This window comes from Rheinheimera sp. 1928-s, assembly GCF_029269265.1.
Taxonomy (GTDB): Bacteria; Pseudomonadota; Gammaproteobacteria; order Enterobacterales; family Alteromonadaceae; genus Pararheinheimera.
Map to the genome: position 1 here is coordinate 32,493 of NZ_JARIXP010000008.1, position 18,091 is coordinate 50,583.

General features: G+C 46.8%; 16 protein-coding genes. 6 read left to right on the forward strand and 10 right to left on the reverse strand.

The window, feature by feature from the left end:
- Positions 1 to 2: 2 nt before the first annotated feature.
- The 4 genes from gspF to gspC are packed head-to-tail and all read right to left on the reverse strand — an operon-like array spanning position 3 to position 5,744.
- Positions 3 to 1,223 carry a type II secretion system inner membrane protein GspF gene (gene gspF, locus P3C17_RS17810; RefSeq protein WP_300930683.1) on the reverse strand — a complete coding sequence of 407 codons (1,221 nt, stop codon included), beginning with the start codon at positions 1,221 to 1,223 and terminating at the stop codon, positions 3 to 5.
- Positions 1,223 to 2,731: a type II secretion system ATPase GspE gene (gene gspE, locus P3C17_RS17815; RefSeq protein ID WP_233079606.1), complete on the reverse strand. Its 1,509-nt coding sequence runs from the start codon at positions 2,729 to 2,731 to the stop codon at positions 1,223 to 1,225. The genes gspF and gspE overlap by 1 nt, the downstream gene beginning before the upstream one ends.
- Positions 2,731 to 4,806: a type II secretion system secretin GspD gene (gspD, locus tag P3C17_RS17820; protein ID WP_300930684.1), complete on the reverse strand. Its 2,076-nt coding sequence runs from the start codon at positions 4,804 to 4,806 to the stop codon at positions 2,731 to 2,733. The genes gspE and gspD overlap by 1 nt, the downstream gene beginning before the upstream one ends.
- A gap of 26 nt (positions 4,807 to 4,832) precedes the next feature.
- A complete protein-coding gene (gene gspC, locus P3C17_RS17825) occupies positions 4,833 to 5,744 on the reverse strand; it encodes a type II secretion system protein GspC (protein WP_300930685.1) in 912 nt (303 codons plus the stop codon).
- A gap of 144 nt (positions 5,745 to 5,888) precedes the next feature.
- Between gspC and hslR the strand changes: the two genes are divergently transcribed.
- From hslR to P3C17_RS17840, 3 genes are all read left to right on the forward strand, one after another.
- On the forward strand, positions 5,889 to 6,299 hold the full coding sequence (gene hslR, locus P3C17_RS17830; RefSeq protein WP_300930686.1) for a ribosome-associated heat shock protein Hsp15: 411 nt from the start codon (positions 5,889 to 5,891) through the stop codon (positions 6,297 to 6,299).
- Between the two features lie 9 nt (positions 6,300 to 6,308).
- Positions 6,309 to 7,157 carry an Hsp33 family molecular chaperone HslO gene (hslO, locus tag P3C17_RS17835; RefSeq protein WP_300930687.1) on the forward strand — a complete coding sequence of 283 codons (849 nt, stop codon included), beginning with the start codon at positions 6,309 to 6,311 and terminating at the stop codon, positions 7,155 to 7,157.
- A gap of 213 nt (positions 7,158 to 7,370) precedes the next feature.
- Positions 7,371 to 8,912, forward strand: a complete 1,542-nt coding sequence (locus P3C17_RS17840; protein WP_300930688.1) for a phosphoenolpyruvate carboxykinase — start codon at positions 7,371 to 7,373, stop codon at positions 8,910 to 8,912.
- 42 nt (positions 8,913 to 8,954) lie between these two features.
- On the opposite strand, the gene envZ is transcribed toward P3C17_RS17840, so the two are convergent.
- The 3 genes from envZ to P3C17_RS17855 all read right to left on the reverse strand — a co-directional run bounded on the left by envZ (position 8,955) and on the right by P3C17_RS17855 (position 11,308).
- Complete coding sequence (gene envZ, locus P3C17_RS17845; protein ID WP_300930689.1) at positions 8,955 to 10,271, reverse strand: two-component system sensor histidine kinase EnvZ; 1,317 nt, start codon at positions 10,269 to 10,271, stop codon at positions 8,955 to 8,957.
- Positions 10,272 to 10,997: a two-component system response regulator OmpR gene (gene ompR / locus P3C17_RS17850; protein WP_233079599.1), complete on the reverse strand. Its 726-nt coding sequence runs from the start codon at positions 10,995 to 10,997 to the stop codon at positions 10,272 to 10,274.
- A gap of 107 nt (positions 10,998 to 11,104) precedes the next feature.
- On the reverse strand, positions 11,105 to 11,308 hold the full coding sequence (locus tag P3C17_RS17855) for a hypothetical protein (protein WP_233079598.1): 204 nt from the start codon (positions 11,306 to 11,308) through the stop codon (positions 11,105 to 11,107).
- A 303-nt stretch (positions 11,309 to 11,611) separates the two neighbouring features.
- Here P3C17_RS17855 and greB point away from each other — a divergent pair, with 303 nt between their 5' ends.
- From greB to P3C17_RS17870, 3 genes are all read left to right on the forward strand, one after another.
- Positions 11,612 to 12,097, forward strand: coding sequence for a transcription elongation factor GreB (gene greB, locus P3C17_RS17860; RefSeq protein WP_300930690.1), 486 nt, complete (start codon positions 11,612 to 11,614; stop codon positions 12,095 to 12,097).
- 8 nt (positions 12,098 to 12,105) lie between these two features.
- Entirely contained in the window at positions 12,106 to 13,470 is a 1,365-nt protein-coding gene (locus P3C17_RS17865; RefSeq protein ID WP_300930691.1) for an aldehyde dehydrogenase family protein, read from the forward strand.
- 142 nt (positions 13,471 to 13,612) lie between these two features.
- On the forward strand, positions 13,613 to 15,934 hold the full coding sequence (locus P3C17_RS17870) for a Tex family protein (RefSeq protein ID WP_300930692.1): 2,322 nt from the start codon (positions 13,613 to 13,615) through the stop codon (positions 15,932 to 15,934).
- 64 nt (positions 15,935 to 15,998) lie between these two features.
- Here the strand turns inward: P3C17_RS17870 and P3C17_RS17875 are convergent, their stop codons facing one another.
- The 3 genes from P3C17_RS17875 to bioH all read right to left on the reverse strand — a co-directional run bounded on the left by P3C17_RS17875 (position 15,999) and on the right by bioH (position 18,039).
- Positions 15,999 to 16,877 (reverse strand): putative metalloprotease CJM1_0395 family protein, encoded by an 879-nt coding sequence (locus P3C17_RS17875; RefSeq protein ID WP_300930693.1) that lies wholly within the window; start codon positions 16,875 to 16,877, stop codon positions 15,999 to 16,001.
- Between the two features lie 9 nt (positions 16,878 to 16,886).
- Positions 16,887 to 17,159 carry an excinuclease ATPase subunit gene (locus tag P3C17_RS17880; protein WP_300930694.1) on the reverse strand — a complete coding sequence of 91 codons (273 nt, stop codon included), beginning with the start codon at positions 17,157 to 17,159 and terminating at the stop codon, positions 16,887 to 16,889.
- Between the two features lie 124 nt (positions 17,160 to 17,283).
- The gene (bioH, locus tag P3C17_RS17885) at positions 17,284 to 18,039 is read right to left on the reverse strand and encodes a pimeloyl-ACP methyl ester esterase BioH (protein WP_300930695.1); all 756 of its coding nucleotides are present in this window, start codon (positions 18,037 to 18,039) and stop codon (positions 17,284 to 17,286) included.
- Positions 18,040 to 18,091 lie beyond the last annotated feature (52 nt).

Here is an 18,091-nt window from a genome sequence, read left to right on the forward strand (position 1 = left end):
TTTTAACCTCCGACTAAATTGTTTAATGCCAAAATAGGCTGCAGAATCGCCATTACAATAAATAAAACTATGCCAGCCATCACGGCAACTAAAACAGGTTCAAATACTTTCAGTGAGACAGTCACCAGGGTTTCAAATTCCCTGTCCTGCGTATTGGCAGCGCGCTCTAACATGCCATCGAGTTGTCCACTTTTTTCGCCGGAAGCAATCATATGCAGCATCATAGGCGGAAATAATTTAGTTTGCTCCAGCGCATTTTTCAGTGAAGAACCTTCGCGGACTTTTAGCGTCGCTTCGGCTATGGATTGGCGCATAAAGCTGTTATCAAGCACGTCAGCACTGATCCGCATGGCTTCGAGCAAGGGCACTGCGCTGGCATTTAAAATGCTTAAAGTACGGGCAAAGCGAGCCGTGTTTAAACCGCGACTGACTTTACCAATCAGGCCCATCTTTAATTGCTGAGTATCTATTTTCAGTTTAAAGGCCGGTTTTTTCAGCGCACGCTTAAAAGCAGCAATAGCCAGGAAAATAGCCAACAGCACCAGCAAACCGTAGGAACGTAAAAACTCACTGGCGGCAATTAAAAACAAAGTAGAGCCGGGTAAACTTTGCCCCATATGTTCAAACTGCCCTACTATTTGCGGCACCACGGCGGCCAGTAAAATACTGATCACTGCTACGGCAAAAAAGGTCAAAATAGCTGGGTAAAGCAGCGCCTGCATAATCTGGCTGCGCATATGTTGACGCTGTTCGGTGTAATCAGCCAGCCGGTTTAATACCGCATCCAAATGGCCTGACTTTTCGCCGGCAGCCACCATAGAAGTAAACAGATGGTCAAACACATAAGGAAATTCAGCCAGGCCTTCAGCCAGACTATAACCTTCGACTACTTTAGAGCGCACTGACATCATCATGCTTTGTAAACGGGCTTTATCACATTGCTCAGACACCGCCAGCAAAGCACTTTCTATTGGTAAACCTGCTTCAATCAGAGTTGACATCTGACGGGTGATCAACGCCAGTTCACTGGCACTGATGCCGGACTGAAACCACTTTTTACCAGACGCCAACAGTTTTTCCTGCCGCGAAGCCAGCTCTAAACTCAGCGGCGTCAGCTTTTGCTCACGCAATAACTGGCGGGCCTGACGGGCATTATCGGCTTCCAGTACACCTTTACTACGACGCCCTTTGGCGTCCATGGCCTGGTATTCAAAAGCTGGCACTACGCATCCTCTCGGGTCACACGCAACACTTCTTCCAGCGTGGTTTCACCTGTTAATACTTTACTGAAACCGTCCTGGCGGATACTGGGGCTTTGAGTTCGAATGTATTTCTCAATCGACTGCTCACCTTTGCCATTGTGAATGAGCTCGCGGGTATGTTCATCGACCACCAGTAACTCATGAATACCGGTTCGGCCACGATACCCTGTCTGATTACAGTGCTCACAACCTACAGCACGATAAATTAATGTTCCGTCTTTTTTTGTAACGCCAAGTAAAGCCCGCTCTTCTTTGTCCGGCTCGTGTGCATGTTTACAGTGCACACATAAAGTACGGACCAGGCGCTGAGCTAATACTCCCAACAAACTGGAGGATAATAAAAAGGGTTCAACCCCCATATCTTCCAGACGGGTAATAGCACCTGAAGCGGTATTGGTGTGCAGTGTACTGAGTACTAAGTGGCCTGTTAAACTAGCCTGTACCGCAATTTGTGCTGTTTCTAAGTCGCGGATTTCACCCACCATCACCACATCAGGATCCTGACGCAAAATGGCGCGTAAACCACGGGCAAAGGTCATATTGACCTTGGTGTTGACTTGCGTCTGGCCTATGCCTTCCAGTTCATATTCAACAGGATCTTCGACCGTCAGAATATTACGATCTTTGGTGTTAATCTCCGTTAAGCCCGCATACAAGGTGGTACTTTTACCTGAACCTGTAGGGCCTGTAACCAGAATAATGCCATGAGGTTTTAAAATAAGTTGTGAGAACATCTTCTGCACGGCAGGCGTCATACCCAACTTATTTAAATCCAGATGCGAGTTATTTTTGTCGAGTAAACGCATAACCACCCGCTCACCATGACTGGATGGCATAGTCGATACCCGCACATCCACAGCCCGACCAGCAATACGTAAGCTGATACGGCCATCTTGTGGTACGCGTTTTTCGGCAATGTCCAACTTGGCCATTACTTTGATACGGGACACCAGCAAGCTGGATAATTTACGGTTAGGTTTTAATACTTCCCGTAATACGCCATCGACCCGAAAACGCACCACCAGATTTTTTTCAAAAGTTTCAACGTGTATATCCGAAGCACCCAGCTTTATAGCTTCACCGAGCATGGCGTTAATCAGTTTGATGATCGGCGCATCGTCTTCGTTTTCCAACAAATCTTCAGTTTCAGGAATTTCATCAGCTAAAGAAGCTAAATCCACTTCGTTGCCAATGTCCTGCATAATTTGCTGAGCTTCAGACGAATCACGCTGATAAGAGGCTTCTAATAGCGCATCAAATTCAGTTTGTTGCAGTTTCTGCACTTTAAAAGAAACAGACAATAAGCGCCGCACTTCCAGCAAGGCGGCAGGTGGAGTCTGAGGATTGACATACAACAACCAGCCATCCGGCTGAGCCTGCAACAAGACACCAAAACGTTTGGCAAAACCAAAAGGCAAACGCACTTTGGCCGCCACTGGCTGCATCTCGTTCAGATCAACAGCAGACATTAGTTAGCTCCCTGCTCTGCAGGTTTCACAACCTCTTTATCCTGAGCCTCTTTTTTCTGCAGATACTCATCAAAAGTCGGTGGAATAATTAAGGTATCGTCAAATTCCGGCATAGCTGGTGTTTCAGCGCCCGGCATCAGACTGATGCCTTTTTCGCCCTGAGCCAGTTGCTGCGCCCGTACATAGTTGTATTTACGCTGGCTGAGTTCGTTTAACAAACTATCGTCACGTATGATGGTCGCTCTGATAAAAATCATCAGATTACGTTTACGTTTGCTCGACGACGTAGAACGGAATAATGCACCTAACACAGGAATGTCACCCAAAAGCGGCACTTTAGATTCACTTTGTTGCACGTCTTCGTCAATCAAACCACCTAAAACTACAGTAGCGCCATTGTCAGCTAACACAGTAGTTTTAATTTCTCTTTTGGCAATGATAGGGTTGCCTTCAATGTCACCATTACGGCCAGACACTTCCTGCTCTATATTTAATTTAACCGCTGTGCCTTCATTAATCTGAGGCGTGACTTTTAACTTAATACCTACTTCAATCCGGTCTAAAGTGGTAAAAGGGTTGGTGCCACCAGAGCCTGGGCTAGTTGTGGTTTTTACCGGGACTTCTTCACCCACAATAAAAGATGCTTCCTGGTTGTCCATGGTCGTGATAGACGGGGTAGCCAGAATATTGGAGTTACTGTCGGTGCTGACGGCCTGTAAAATAGCGCCCCAGTCGTTTTTCACCACACCCAGCATCATACCTGTTACGCCACCCAGCGCGTCGCTCAATAAATCATAGTTACCAGGAACTTCTGGATTCACTGTAGTACCGTTTTCTGTAGTGACAGTTGTACCAGGTACAGGCCTTGCAGCAGCAGCACCAGCAGCTATAGCACTGACTGGTACTACACCATTATTAAACTGCTGCATACCGCCTGTCGCACTAATCCATTGCACCCCCAGGTTAGCACCTGAGTTATCGGCCACTTCAACAATAATAGCTTCAACCAAAACCTGAGCCCGGCGCACATCAATCTGGCGAATCACATCTTCCAGCGAACGCATTACATCGGGCTGGGCGGTAATAACCAATGAATTACTTTCCGCATGAGCTTCAATACTGATATCACGGCCTTTGCCTGCTGTACGGGCGCCCTGAGCCTGAGTGGCAGCGCCCTGAGTTTCAGCCACTATGCTGGCACTGACCCCTTGCAGCACTTTGACTAAATCTTCGGCTTTGGCGTATTTCAGGTAATACACTCTGGTATTGCCCTGACTTTCCAGCTCAGCATCTAAGCGCTGCACTAAAGCCACAACACGTTCACGCGCCTGACGCTCACCACTAACAATCACGCTGTTGGTGCGCTCGTCGGCAACAATTTTTGGAATTAAAAACTCAGGTTGTTCAGCTTTGCCCTGATTTTTATAAATATTTTCCAGAATTCTCACTACTTCAGCAGATGAAGCGTAACTGAGTTTGATGATTTCTAAATCCTGATCACCGGCTTTATCGACGCGGGAAATAATGTCGACTAAACGGTTCACTGTCTCAGCCTGGCCCGTCATCATAATGACGTTGGACGGATCGTAGTTGACTACACTGCCGCCGCCACTTTGATCAACAAACTGGCGTAACAAAGGTGCCAATTCACGTACAGAAACGTTTTTCACCTGTACCACGCGGGTCACCATTTCATCACCAATGGCGCCAGCATTGTCACTGACCACAGGAATGTTTGAGGTTTTGGCATCTTTTTGCCGAACCACTTTCAGCACGCCACTTTTCATTTCAACCACTGAGAAGTCATAAACTTCCAGTACGTTTAAGAAAAACTGGTAATACTGTTTTTCGTTTAGCATTTCATAACTGCGCACGTTAATGCGACCACGGACCTGAGGGTCAACAATGATGGTTTTGTTCAGATTTTTACCAACGATATTAATAAATTCGTTGATATCTGTGCCTTTAAAATTTGGCTGATATTCAGTTGCAGTTGCAAAAAAACTCAGCAGCGTGATAGCGCCCACACCAAACCAACGGGAAATATTCAAACGAGAAGATGTCACTGACTTCATTAGAGTTTAACCATCTTAATTAATTATTATTGTGACAGACTAAAGACAATGTCTCTGGTCTGGCCGTCACGTTCAACTTTAATCGAAGCCTGAGTCGCTTCACGTAATTCATTCATCACCATCATGGCCTGCTGCATATCATTTAACGGAGTACCGTTAATTTCAACAGCCACATCATTGGCTCTTAAACCCATGCGTTCAAATAAGGCGGGGTCTTTACCCGGCATTACACGGTACCCATACAACTGGCCGTTGCGGTATTGCGGCGAAGCACGAATATAGTCAAAAAACTTCATCGGCTCCGACAACATTTCCTGACGTACATCAGCTAACTCTTCAAGAGCCGGAGGCTGAGGCCCATCCATCATAGGCTCAGGTTGTGGCTGGTAATCCACTTCCTGCAGTGAACCATTGTCAGCTGCCATTTGTTGAAACTCTATACCATCCAGCATCAGGGTTTCAAAACGGGACGAGACTTTCAACAGCACTCTGTCTTCAAAAACCTGACTTAAACTGGCACTGGTGCCCTCAATTTTGTCATCCACACCATAAGTTTGCTCTGACCCCTGACTTTCTATCACAGCAGAACCTTGTTCGGGTTTGCCACCAATGGCCACTACCCCGGTCAGTTTGACATTTAAAGTTGTTTTAGGTGCTGTGGTTGGCGCAACAACAGGAGCTGCTTCTGCTTGTTCTGATGCTTTGCCAAACAAACTGGCGTCTAGCAAGGCTTTCAGATCAGGAGCGGCCTGGCCCGTTACAGAAGCAGCCGCTGTAATAGGCTGGGCCTGCGGAACAGGTAATAGTTGCCAACTTAAGGTTGCCAATAACCAGCACAACAGCACAACAAAAATCCAGGACAACCAGAAATTCAGGCGCTGCTGCGGCAAACGGTTCAGCCATTCAATGGCAGGTTGGGTGGAAGCGGACCAGTTCATTCTTTAATAATTCTGTTACATAACTCATTGCATCTTACCCAGTTGTTTTGTCCTCAACAAGCCTACATATCAGAATTCAGAACCCTCACTGTGTTCAAAGGGTCTCAGACTATACTTAATGCGCAACAGCAGCGGAGAACAGGCATGGATAAATCGGTAAACCAGCCTACCACACTTATATTACGTTTAGATAAATGGCTATGGGCTTGTCGCTTTTATAAAACGAGAGCGCTGGCAAAAGACATGATCGAAGGCGGAAAAGTTCATTATAATGGCCAGCGCTGTAAAGCCAGCAGGACGGTGGAGGTCGGTGCCACCATAAAACTGACGCAAGGCACAGACGAAAGAACAGTGATAATTCAGGCCTTGTCTGAAAAAAGGCTGGCTGCGCCTTTGGCACAAGCCCTGTATCAGGAAACAGAAGAGAGCCAGAAGTTGAAGCTGGAGCGCGCTGAATTGCGCAAAATGAATTTGCTGTTTGCGCCTCACCCTGAAACCAAACCTGACAAAAAAATGCGTCGTCAGTTGTTGTTGATCAAGTCGCAGCAATCTTAAGGTAATGTTATGAATCAAGATGTTTTAGTACGTTTTTTATTTAATCAACGCGATATGCGCGGCGAAATCGCTTATGTCTCCGATAGTTTGCAGCAAATGCTGCAAAATCATGACTATCCATACCCGGTAAAGCAATTGCTGGCCGAACTGGTGGTTGCGACCAGTTTACTGACTGCCACTTTAAAGCTGGACGGCGATATAGCTGTGCAGTTGCAAGGTGATGGCCCTGTGCGTTTTGCTGCGGTCAATGGCACAGCAGAGCAGGAATTCCGAGGCGTAGCCCGACTGCAAGCGGAAATTGGTGCCACAGGTTTTCGTGATCTGATTGGTGAAGGTTATATGCTGGTAACCATTACGCCTAAACAAGGCGAACGTTATCAGGGCATTATCCCTCTGACCGGCGATAGCCTGACCGATACCTTAGAAGCTTATTTTGCGCAGTCGGAACAACTGCCCACCCGTTTGTATATGTTTACCGACCTGACTGAAAATCAAAGCCGTGCCGCTGGTTTATTGCTGCAGGTGTTGCCTGTCGATCCGGAAAAAGCCAAGCAGGATTTTAGTGATTTAGTGATAGTGACCGATACCATCACAGCCAACGAATTACTGAATTTACCGACGGAACAAATGCTGCACCGCTTGTACCATGATGAAGAAGTTGAGGTATTTCCGCATCAGGCTATACGTTTTGTCTGTGGTTGCTCACGCGAAAAATGTGAATCGGCCATCATCAGTCTGGGCAAAACGGCCATTGAAGAGCATATAGCGGAAGGCAAACTGGAAATCAGCTGTGACTATTGCAACAGTACTTATCAGTTCGATAGCGCTGAATTGTCCTTATTATTGAATAAGTTTTAAGCACGATCTCCTTGAGAGAGTAAGCAGATATTGCTCTCTCAGGGAGCTAAACAATTATGTAACCCACCTTGTAAGTTTTCATTTTTCCTCTAAATTTCCAACAAAACCCGCGTTCCCTGGATGTTTTGGCCATCCAAATGGAGTACAATCGGGCCGAACCCTATTAAAAACCATAAATTTACTGACCTACGTACCTCAAGGAGTCACCCTACAATGACCTCTACAATCACCCGCCACATTGATTTAACAGTGGCTGATTTAGTTGAACACGCTATTCGTCGCAACGAAGGTGTATTAGCGGATAACGGCGCTTTGGTGGTTAAAACCGGTCACAGAACTGGTCGCTCACCTACGGATCGTTTTATCGTCAAAGAAGCCAGCACAGAGCAGGATATTCAATGGGGCAACGTGAATCGTCCTTTTGATCCGGTGAAGTTTTCTGCACTTTGGGCTCGTGTCAGCGATTTTATTGCGACCAAAGAACATTTTGTCTCTCACCTGGAAGTAGGTGCAGATCCGGAACACTACATTCCGATGACAGTGACCACTGAAACCGCATGGCAGCATATTTTTGCCAAAAACCTCTTTATCACTCCGGCTCAGTGGAACACATCAGGCAAAGAGACCTGGCAAATCCTGAACGTGCCTTCGTTCGAATGTAACCCTGAACGTGATGGTACCAACAGCGACGGCACTGTGATGATCAACTTTGCCGAGCGCAAAGTATTATTAGCAGGCATGCGTTATGCCGGTGAAATGAAAAAAGCCATGTTCTCAGTGCAAAACTTCCTGTTGCCAGCCAAAGGTGTATTGCCAATGCACTGCTCGGCCAACGTCGGTGAAGCAGGCGACACCACCTTATTCTTCGGTTTGTCAGGTACTGGTAAAACAACCTTGTCTGCCGACCCGAAACGTTTCCTGATTGGTGATGACGAACACGGTTGGGCACCAAACTCAGTGTTTAATATCGAAGGCGGTTGCTACGCCAAATGTATCGACCTGTCGAAGAAAAACGAACCTGTGATTTGGGATGCGATCCGCTTCGGTACCATTCTGGAAAACGTGGTATTGGATGATAACCGTACGCCAGACTACAAAGACGCCAGCCTGACGCAAAACAGCCGCGCAGCTTATCCGTTAGCCCACGTGGAAAAACGTGTACTGGAAAACCGTGCTGGTGAACCTAAAGCTGTGGTGTTTTTGACCTGTGATGTCAGTGGTGTTTTACCACCTGTTTCTATCCTGTCAGAAGAAGCTGCTGCTTACCATTTCTTAAGTGGTTACACCGCCAAAGTAGGTTCAACCGAGATTGGTTCAACATCTGCGATTGAATCCACTTTCTCTACCTGTTTTGGAGCGCCGTTTTTCCCACGCCCTGCAGGTGTATACGCAGAATTGCTGATCAAACGTGTCCGTGAGTTCGGCAGCAAAGTGTATTTAGTCAACACAGGCTGGACTGGTGGTCCACACGGTGTGGGTAAACGTTTTGATATCCCAACCACTCGCGGCATTATCGACGCTATAGTATCTGGCGAATTAGCTAGTGCTGAAACTGTGCATTTACCAGAGTTAAATCTGAATGTACCGCTGAAAGTGACAGGTGTGGACAGCAACTTACTGAACCCAAGAGACACCTGGGCTGACAAAGCTGCTTATGATGAGTACGCCACTAAACTGGCCACTGAGTTTGCCAGTAACTTTAAGAAATACGATGTATCTGATGCGATCCGCAATGCAGGTCCAAAAGTAGCTTAATGCTTTGATTTAATGAATAAAGGCTCCGTATTGGAGCCTTTTTTATGCTGTTTTGGTTGGGCTCACTGGCAAATAGACCGTCACCACTAATCCGCCATAAGCATGGTTATGCATACTGATTTGCCCATGATGCATATCAACAATCTTTTTGATAATAGCCAAACCTAAACCCGAACCTCCGCTGCCCCGGGCTGTATCACCCTGAGCAAAAGGCTCAAACATACGCTGCATTTCATGTTCAGGAATGCCAGGGCCATGATCCCGCACCTGCACATAGACCTTACGACTGGCGCGTTCTACACCTGTACTGACTTCAATCACACCTTCTGAATACTTCAGTGCGTTTTCTATCAGGTTATTCAATACGCGTTTGATCGCAATGCGGCGCAAAGGCACCAGCGGTAATGGTTCAGCCAGACTGGCAATAATTTCACGTTTTTGCAGTCGGTCGGCACTGATTTGCTCCTGCACCAACAGGTTTAAATCCTCTTCATACAGCGCTTCTTCTTTGTGATGGCGAATGTAGTCAATGAACTGGTCGATGATGGCGTTCATATCTTCGATATCACTGACAATACCATCTTTAATCCAGCTGTCCTGTTCACTGACCATTTCGCTGGCCAGCCGAATACGGGTCAAAGGAGTACGCAGATCGTGCGATACACCAGCCATTAACAAAGCCCGGTCTTTCTCCAGTTGACTGATACCCTTGGCCATACGGTTAAAGGCGCGGGTTACAGCCACTATTTCAGTGGAACCATGCTCAGGCAGAGGATCAGGCATTTCGCCCCGCCCTACTTTTAACGCAGCTTGTTGCAAGCCTTGCAGAGGCCTGTTCAGTTGCCGTGCAAATAACCAGCCTCCTGCCACACTTAAAAACCCTATCACCAGAACATAAATTTTCAGCGGCGAGAAATCAGTTTCGTCCAGCCCGTTTAAAGGCACTTTCACCCAATAGTGTGGTGCTTGCGGTGGCTTCACCCAAAAGGCATAACTGCTTTGCTGAGCAATACGCACTTCGGCTGGTCCACCCAGCTCTTGTGACATTTCAGACGAGAAATACGGGTAATAGCTGGCTTCATTTAAGCCATGTAAAGGTGCTGTCGCATCGGTATAAACTTCAATGCCTGTGGCTTGCTGGAATCTTTTGGTCAGCTCTTCCGACAGCAGCACTTCGTTGTGCTCCACATCGATAAAGACCACTTTGATTTGCTTAGCGATCAGATGGTTAATTTGTTGATAGCTGGGCTTAATCACGTAATAGACCACGGATAAATAAGACACCAGCTGATTGATCAACAACAAAATACCAATCAGAAATACCGTCTGACCAAAAGCGCTGCGCGGAAACAATCGCATTTAGTTGACTGCACCATCAGGCACAAACACATAACCCAAACCCCATACGGTTTGAATATAACGTGGGTTAGTCGGGTCGTCTTCCAGCATACGACGCAGACGCGACACCTGAACATCTATACTGCGCTCCATGGCTGAATAATCGCGGCCCCGGGCCATATTCATTAACTTATCGCGCGACAAAGGTTCACGGGCATGAGTCACCAGCACTTTCAGTACCGCAAATTCACCACTGGTTAAAGGCATCAGCTCGTCGCCTTTACGCATTTCACGGGTGGCGAGGTTAAATACAAAAGGCCCAAACTTCACCTGGCTTTCTTCAACCGCAGGTGCACCAGGTAACTCTTTGGATTTACGACGTAATACAGCGCGGATACGGGCTAATAATTCACGCGGGTTAAAAGGCTTAGGCAAATAATCGTCAGCCCCCATTTCCAAACCAATAATACGATCGACTTCATCGCCTTTGGCCGTCAGCATAATGATAGGAATTTCGTTTTCCTGCTGGCGCAGCTTGCGGCAAATGGATAAACCATCTTCGCCTGGCAGCATTAGATCCAGTACCACCAGATGGAAATTTTCGCGTTCCATTAAACGCTGCATTTGCTCGAAGTTGGCGGAGGTGCGGACAATATAACCTTGTTCTACCAGATAACGTTCTAATAAAGAACGTAATCTCATGTCATCGTCGACTACTAAAATTTTTGTTGTTTCTTGTCCGAGCATACAAATCCCTCCGCAAATGAAGCTCACTATAAACGAAAAACCCGGAGCATGGAGGGCATGCGCCGGGTTCAGTTGTTACAAAGTTTGTCTGCTTCTGCTTGGGCAACTTATTCAGGTTGCACCTTCTCTACTTTACGCAGCGGCGGATTCATCCAAACCACATGACCGGTATGAGCACTCAGTCGCGTGGAGTTTTCCTGTTTCTCTAAGGTCTTTTGATCAATCACATAAGCGTAATCTGGCGCTGAGCTGCACCCTGTCATCACAAGAGCCGTAGCAAGGACTATCAGACCTGTTAATTTTGCTTTCATTGTTGGCCTCCTTTATTAAGCACATTTTCACTATAGTTGGCTTAGCCAAAATCGCCTAACATATTTTTGTTACATCTAAATGACAGTGAATAAATATTTTAGATTATTTTTAAATCTGCACGTAAACCACTAATTGTTAAGTATTTTTATTTGTTGTTTTATTGCAAAGGAGAAATAGTGTTTTTTAAGTATCTGACTTATCTGTTGAAATTCATGACCTTCTCTTTCCACTTCGTCTTGAAATGGTTATAAAGTCAGACCAGAACAGCAGTTCTTTCTTTTTTCAAATCAACACCGGATAGCATGAGTAAAACAGAGTTAGTCACCCGCGAAGGTTATGAAGCCTTGCAACAGGAATTAAACCATTTATGGCGGGAAAAACGCCCTGATACCACGGCCAAAGTGGCATGGGCGGTCAGCCTCGGCGATAGATCCGAGAACGCGGACTACAAATACAACAAACAGCTTCTTCGAGAAATAGACCGAAGGATCAGATACTTAAGAAAGCGTCTTGAGGTTATTAAAGTAGTGGATTACGCGCCCCAGCAGGAAGGGCGTGTGTTTTTTGGTGCCTGGGTAGCCATTGAAAACAGCGAAGGTGAACAGCTAACCTTTCGCATTGTTGGGCCTGACGAAATTTACGGCCGCAATGATTACATTTCGATAGATGCTCCTATGGCCCGTGCTTTGATCAAAAAACAAATAGATGATGAAGTGCAAGTGCCTACTCCCACTGGCATCAAAGAATGGTGGATTAATAAAATCTGGTATCCGCAAGCCAAAGGCTAAGGTGTGTTATGTATCAACAGCTATTAAGTCAACAACAAGAGTTTTTTTCCAGAGGCGTCACCAAAAGCCTGAGTTGGCGTAAGCAGCAATTAAAACAGCTGCAGTTGTTACTGACCGCCCACGAAACTGAGTTATTGCAGGCGTTGCAGCAGGATTTAGCCAAGCCGGCTTTTGAAGCGCTGTTGAGTGAAATTAACTATTTGCACAGCGATATTAAACATTGCCTGAAAAAACTGAATAGTTGGGCTAAGCCACGCCGGGTCAGCACAGGATTGCGAACCTTTCCTTCTATGGCTTTTGTTCAGCCTGAACCTTATGGTTCTGTACTAATTATCAGCGCCTGGAATTATCCGCTGCAACTGACCTTAGCCCCTTTAGTGGCGGTGTTATCAGCTGGTAATTGCGCTGTGCTGAAGCCCTCTGAATTGGCCCCTGCCACATCGGCAATTATGGCCCGCTTGCTGCCTTTGTACTTAGATAAAGAAGCTGTGGTTGTAGTGGAAGGTGGCGTGCCTGAAACCACGGAACTGTTGAAGCTGCCTTTTGATCATATTATGTACACAGGCAACGGCCAGGTCGGCAAAATTGTGCTGCGCGCTGCTGCGGAACATTTAACGCCTGTGACTTTAGAACTGGGTGGGAAAAGCCCGGTTTATGTCGACAGCAGTGCAGATTTAAAGCTAACAGCCCAGCGCATTGCCTGGGGCAAGTGGCTAAATGCAGGCCAAACCTGTATAGCGCCGGATTATATTCTGGCGCACAAAGATATCTGTCAGGCCTTAGCTGAAGAAATTAAAACGCAGCTGCACCAGATGTATGGCGCGGATCCGAAGCTCAGCCCGGATTATGGCCGTATCATTAACTCCCGTCATTTGCAGCGGGTGCAAAGTTACCTTGAAGGCATTGAAGTCTATTGTGGTGCTGTAGTGGATGTAGAACAGCTGTATTTCAGCCCTACTCTGGTGTTGGAGCCACAGCTCGATAGCCGCCTGATGACAGAGGAAATTTTTGGCCCTGTGTTGCCGATACTTTCTATCAATAGCTTTGACGCTGCAGTGCGTTTTGTGCAAAAACGTGATAAGCCACTGTCTGCCTATTTGTTTAGTAATAACAGCTCACAGCAACAGCAGTGGGTAGAGCAAATCAGCAGTGGTAGTCAGTGTATCAACGATGTGCTGATGTTTATGGCGGTGTCTGAACTTCCCTTTGGTGGCGTGGGTCCGAGTGGCATGGGCCAGTATTCAGGCAAAGCAGGCTTCGAGCAGTTCAGTCATTTGAAGTCTGTACTAAAACGGCCACTCTGGCCTGAACCGCCTGTACGTTTTGCCCCTTATGCCGAGTGGAAACGTAAGGTGCTGGGCTGGTTGAGCTAGTCATTCAGTGCAGAGTACGGACGCTTCAGCGTTTTGCTATTGGATTTTTTAGCCTTAACAGTGGACAATTGTGGCAGTTGATAAGAACCAGTCTGGCTTTTACTTGATGTAAAGTCGCCAGCTGCTAAGGAAGCTTTAAGTTATGTCTATGATTATTAAACAAATTGCTCTGGAAATTTCCGCACGACCAGAGCAGGTTGCTGCAGCTATTCAGCTGATGGATGAAGGCGCTACTGTGCCTTTTATCGCCCGTTATCGTAAAGAAGTGACAGGTGGCCTGGATGATACCCAACTGCGTAACCTGGATGTACGTTTAACTTATTTACGTGAGCTGGAAGACAGACGTCAGGTCATTATCAAAACCATAGATGAACAAGGCAAACTGACGCCGGAACTGAAGCAAGAACTATTGGCAGCGGACAATAAAACCCGTTTAGAAGATTTGTATTTGCCTTACAAAGCCAAACGCCGCACCAAAGGTCAGATTGCTATTGAAGCAGGTTTAGAACCTTTAGCAGACGCCTTATTTAACGACCCAACTTTAGTGCCTGAGCAACAAGCTGCCAGCTACTTCAATGCGGAAGCGGGTTTCGCCGATACCAAAGCAGTGCTGGATGGCGTGAAATACATTCTGATGGAGCGTTTTGCAGAAGATGCAGCTTTGCTGGCGAAATTACGCCGTCATTTAAGCCAAAACGCTGTACTCAAAAGCAGCATGGTGGCAGGAAAAGAGCAAGAAGGCGCCAAGTTCCGCGATTATTTTGAGCATAAAGAAGCCTTTAAAACTGTGCCGTCACACCGCGCTTTGGCGATGTTCCGCGGCCGTAACGAAGGCATTTTAAACCTGCAATTACAACCAGACGCTGACGATACTTCTGCTCATGCAGTCTGCGAGCAAATGATTGCCAATCATTTTGATGTGCGCCAGCAAGGTCGCGCTGCCGATGATTTCCTGCGTACCGCGGTGCAGTGGACCTGGAAAGTGAAGTTACACCTGCATTTAGAAAACGATTTATTAGGCGAATTACGTGAACAGGCCGAAGAAGAAGCCATTAAAGTATTTGCCCGTAACTTAAAAGACTTATTAATGGCCGCCCCAGCTGGTATGCGCGCGACCCTGGCGCTCGACCCTGGCCTGCGCACTGGTGTGAAAGTCACGGCTATTGATGAAACCGGCAAGCTGGTGGATCAAACCACCATATTCCCGCATGCGCCACAAAATCACTGGGACAAATCAGTCCGCACTTTAGCGGCTTTGGCTAAACAACATAAAATTGAGCTGATTGCTATTGGTAACGGTACGGCTTCGCGCGAAACCGACAAGTTAGCGGCCGATGTGATCAAACTACTGCCAGAGCAAAACATCAGCAAAATTATGGTGTCTGAAGCCGGTGCTTCGGTGTACTCAGCTTCTGAGCTGGCTTCACAGGAATTCCCGGATCTGGATGTGTCCTTACGTGGTGCAGTGTCTATAGGCCGTCGTTTGCAAGACCCGTTGGCCGAACTGGTGAAAGTGGAGCCTAAAGCCATAGGTGTTGGGCAGTATCAGCACGACGTCAACCAAAGCTTGTTGGCTAAGTCATTGGACGCCGTCGTCGAAGACTGTGTAAACGCCGTAGGTGTGGATTTAAATATGGCCTCAGTGCCTTTATTGGCTCGTGTTGCTGGTTTAAACAAAACGCTGGCACAAAACATTGTGGTGTACCGAGATACTCATGGTCGTTTCCAGCAGCGTAAAGACTTACTCAAAGTCACGCGTTTAGGCCCTAAAGCCTATGAACAGGCCGCTGGTTTCCTGCGTATCAACAAAGGTTCGGACCCATTGGATTCCTCTTCAGTTCACCCTGAAGCTTACCCTTTAGTAGAAAAAATTCTGGCTAAATTTGGCCAGCCGATCGAGCAATTGCTTGGCAACAGCGCTTTCTTAAAAAGCCTGAACCCTGCTGATTTTGTTGATGAACATTTTGGTTTGCCGACAGTAGAAGACGTGATTAAAGAGCTGGATAAACCTGGTCGTGACCCTCGCCCTGAATTTAAAACCGCTGTGTTTAAAGACGGCGTAGAAACTATGGCCGACTTAAAGCCAGGCATGTTACTGGAAGGTGTAGTCACCAACGTCACCAACTTTGGTGCTTTTGTGGATATAGGTGTGCATCAGGACGGCTTAGTGCATATTTCATCTTTAACCGACAAGTTTGTCTCTGACCCGCATCAGGTGGTCAAAGCAGGCGATATCGTCAAAGTGAAAGTACTGGAAGTAGAACTGGACCGCAAACGTATTGCTCTGACGATGCGCATGGATGAGCAACCTGCAGTGAAAGGAGCTGGTGGTGCGGGTAAAGACTCGTCACGTTCTTCAGGCTCATCTCAGTCTAAAGCGAGCAAGCCAGCTAAAACAGCTGAAGTGCCGAATGCAGCTATGGGTGATGCTTTTGCTCAGGCTTTCGCTAAGTTTAAAAAGTAATATCTTAGCCAGATAAACAAATGCCGGGAATTTCCCGGCATTTATTTTTTTCAGAACCTGTGCTTTAGGCCATTTGCAATAAAGGCCGCTCTGCCGGCGTCGTGGCTTTGGCATAAAAACCTGAGATTACATCCGATCTTAATGTCATCAGTGGATCACGTTGCAAAGACTCAAACTGAGGCACTGCAAAATCATTGGCTTCATTATTTGCCAACGCCTCGTAAGGTTCCCATTCACCACCAGACAACACTGAAGTTTGAGATGTTTGCTCTGATCGGGATCTGACCATTTCCGCGATTTCTGCGGTCAAATCAGCCTGAGCTTCCATTAAGGTTCTGCTGGCCTGCGCTGCTACCGAGCGATCTGCACCTGAAGGTTCAGCTGGTGCCAAGGCTGCAGCTTTGACTTGCTGCATTTTCTGGATGGTAGCGCGGGGGTCATTCGGAATTTCAGAGATATCAATACGAACTTCACCACCCACTGCATACTGTTGACCATCAGGACCTGTTTCGTATTCGTAGCTTGGAGCACTGGCATACTGACCACCAATAGCAGCATGCGCCTGTTCATGAATTTTCACTTCCCGATCACGGGCTTTTAATTCAGCAATACGTTTTTGCTCAGCCTGCTCTTCTTTTTGCTGCTGCGGGTCATCTTTTTGCTGACCGGAGGAATTTTGCTTGTCTTGCTCTGAATCAGACTGGGATTCTTTTTCCACTACCGCCTGGCGGTATTCCAGACCTTTGGTTTTAACATCTTCATAAGTAGAGGCGTTGCCATTGCGGCTTTTTTCATCCGCCATCAGGCCTTTTTCAGCAGCGGATCGTTCCATAGCCGCTACAGGTTCTATCACTTCACGGCGCAGGTTATCGCGCCGGGCCATATCCATGGCCGGATTACCAGTGTGCAGTGGCACATTTGGATAATTTGAAGTGAGTAACATAAAAGCTTTTTACACCCTTAAATCAATAACAGAACCCAACATTTCATCGGCGGTTTTTACCGACTTCAGGTTGGCTTCAGCGTTAATTTGTTCATTACTTAAAGTCACCAGACTTTGCTCCATCGATGGGCCAACACTTGGCTCGACCGGAGTTTCCAGTGCCCGCTGATTGCTGCTTTGGGCAGCTTGCTGATTTATATTGACGGTTGCTTCAGTCACAGCGTCAGATGCACGCTGAAAGCCCTGAAAACCGCTCGTAAAGGCTGAACTGATTTCCATCATGACCTCGTTGACTAATTAAACTGACCAATTGAACTGGGTAATTATTAGCCATTTTTCGGCAAAACGAAAGCTCGGCGGCAATTATTTGCCGCCAAAATGCAGGTTTTTCTAATTTAGTTAAGAATTATGCCGCTATATGTGGGGATAACAGGGAAATAAACTCGTCCTGATGCGAAATAAAAGGCGCATGTGAGGATTTTTGCAGTATCTCCACCTGCAGTTCAGGTTGCAAACTTTGGAGTAAAGGCGCAATAGCAACGGGCACTAAAGAGTCTAAACGGCCCAAAAGGATAAAAACAGATTGAGTTAGAGCGGCAAACTCCTGCCGCAAATCTAAGGTCGCCAATAATTCCAATCCACCTTGCAAAGCGAAAGCTGAAGGCAGGGGCAAACTCAAAACGGCTTGTTTTAGCAGTTTAATGTCCTGACGTGCCGTGCTGCTGCCCATCGCCTGAATCGCCAAAAAACGCTCTACTGTTAGAGCCAGATCCTGCTGCAGCTGTCCGGCAAACTGCTGCATCACCGCACCTTGCATACCAGGCCAGTTATCTTTGGCCATAAAACAGGGTGAACTGGCAATTAAACCCAGCTTTTTCACTTTATGCGGGTATCTACTGGCTAAAGCTATAGCCAACAGGCCACCTAAAGACCAGCCGATCACTACACTTTGATCCGGAATTTGCTCAGCCAGCAGGGCTAAAACACTGTCAACATCATAAGAAGCAGGGCAAGGTGACCCACCAAAACCGGGTAAATCCGGCGTAAAAATATCAAGATCTTTTGGCAAAGCCTGCAACAGCTGAGACCAAACCTGATGGTTTAAACCCCAGCCATGCAATAACACCAGCGGATTTTGGCTAAATTTTGTTTGTTCTGTCATCAGCTCGACCATACTTATTGTTATGTCTGGCCTTTTATCAAAGCAGGGATGC

Coding starts and splice junctions, on each gene's coding strand:
- gspE (WP_233079606.1), bottom strand. CDS start 2,731: ATGTCTGCTGTTGATCTGAACGAGATGCAGCCAGTGGCGGCCAAAGTG.
- gspD (WP_300930684.1), bottom strand. CDS start 4,806: ATGAAGTCAGTGACATCTTCTCGTTTGAATATTTCCCGTTGGTTTGGT.
- gspC (WP_300930685.1), bottom strand. CDS start 5,744: ATGAACTGGTCCGCTTCCACCCAACCTGCCATTGAATGGCTGAACCGT.
- hslR (WP_300930686.1), top strand. CDS start 5,889: ATGGATAAATCGGTAAACCAGCCTACCACACTTATATTACGTTTAGAT.
- hslO (WP_300930687.1), top strand. CDS start 6,309: ATGAATCAAGATGTTTTAGTACGTTTTTTATTTAATCAACGCGATATG.
- P3C17_RS17840 (WP_300930688.1), top strand. CDS start 7,371: ATGACCTCTACAATCACCCGCCACATTGATTTAACAGTGGCTGATTTA.
- envZ (WP_300930689.1), bottom strand. CDS start 10,271: ATGCGATTGTTTCCGCGCAGCGCTTTTGGTCAGACGGTATTTCTGATT.
- ompR (WP_233079599.1), bottom strand. CDS start 10,997: ATGCTCGGACAAGAAACAACAAAAATTTTAGTAGTCGACGATGACATG.
- P3C17_RS17855 (WP_233079598.1), bottom strand. CDS start 11,308: ATGAAAGCAAAATTAACAGGTCTGATAGTCCTTGCTACGGCTCTTGTG.
- greB (WP_300930690.1), top strand. CDS start 11,612: ATGAGTAAAACAGAGTTAGTCACCCGCGAAGGTTATGAAGCCTTGCAA.
- P3C17_RS17865 (WP_300930691.1), top strand. CDS start 12,106: ATGTATCAACAGCTATTAAGTCAACAACAAGAGTTTTTTTCCAGAGGC.
- P3C17_RS17870 (WP_300930692.1), top strand. CDS start 13,613: ATGTCTATGATTATTAAACAAATTGCTCTGGAAATTTCCGCACGACCA.
- P3C17_RS17875 (WP_300930693.1), bottom strand. CDS start 16,877: ATGTTACTCACTTCAAATTATCCAAATGTGCCACTGCACACTGGTAAT.
- P3C17_RS17880 (WP_300930694.1), bottom strand. CDS start 17,159: ATGATGGAAATCAGTTCAGCCTTTACGAGCGGTTTTCAGGGCTTTCAG.
- bioH (WP_300930695.1), bottom strand. CDS start 18,039: ATGACAGAACAAACAAAATTTAGCCAAAATCCGCTGGTGTTATTGCAT.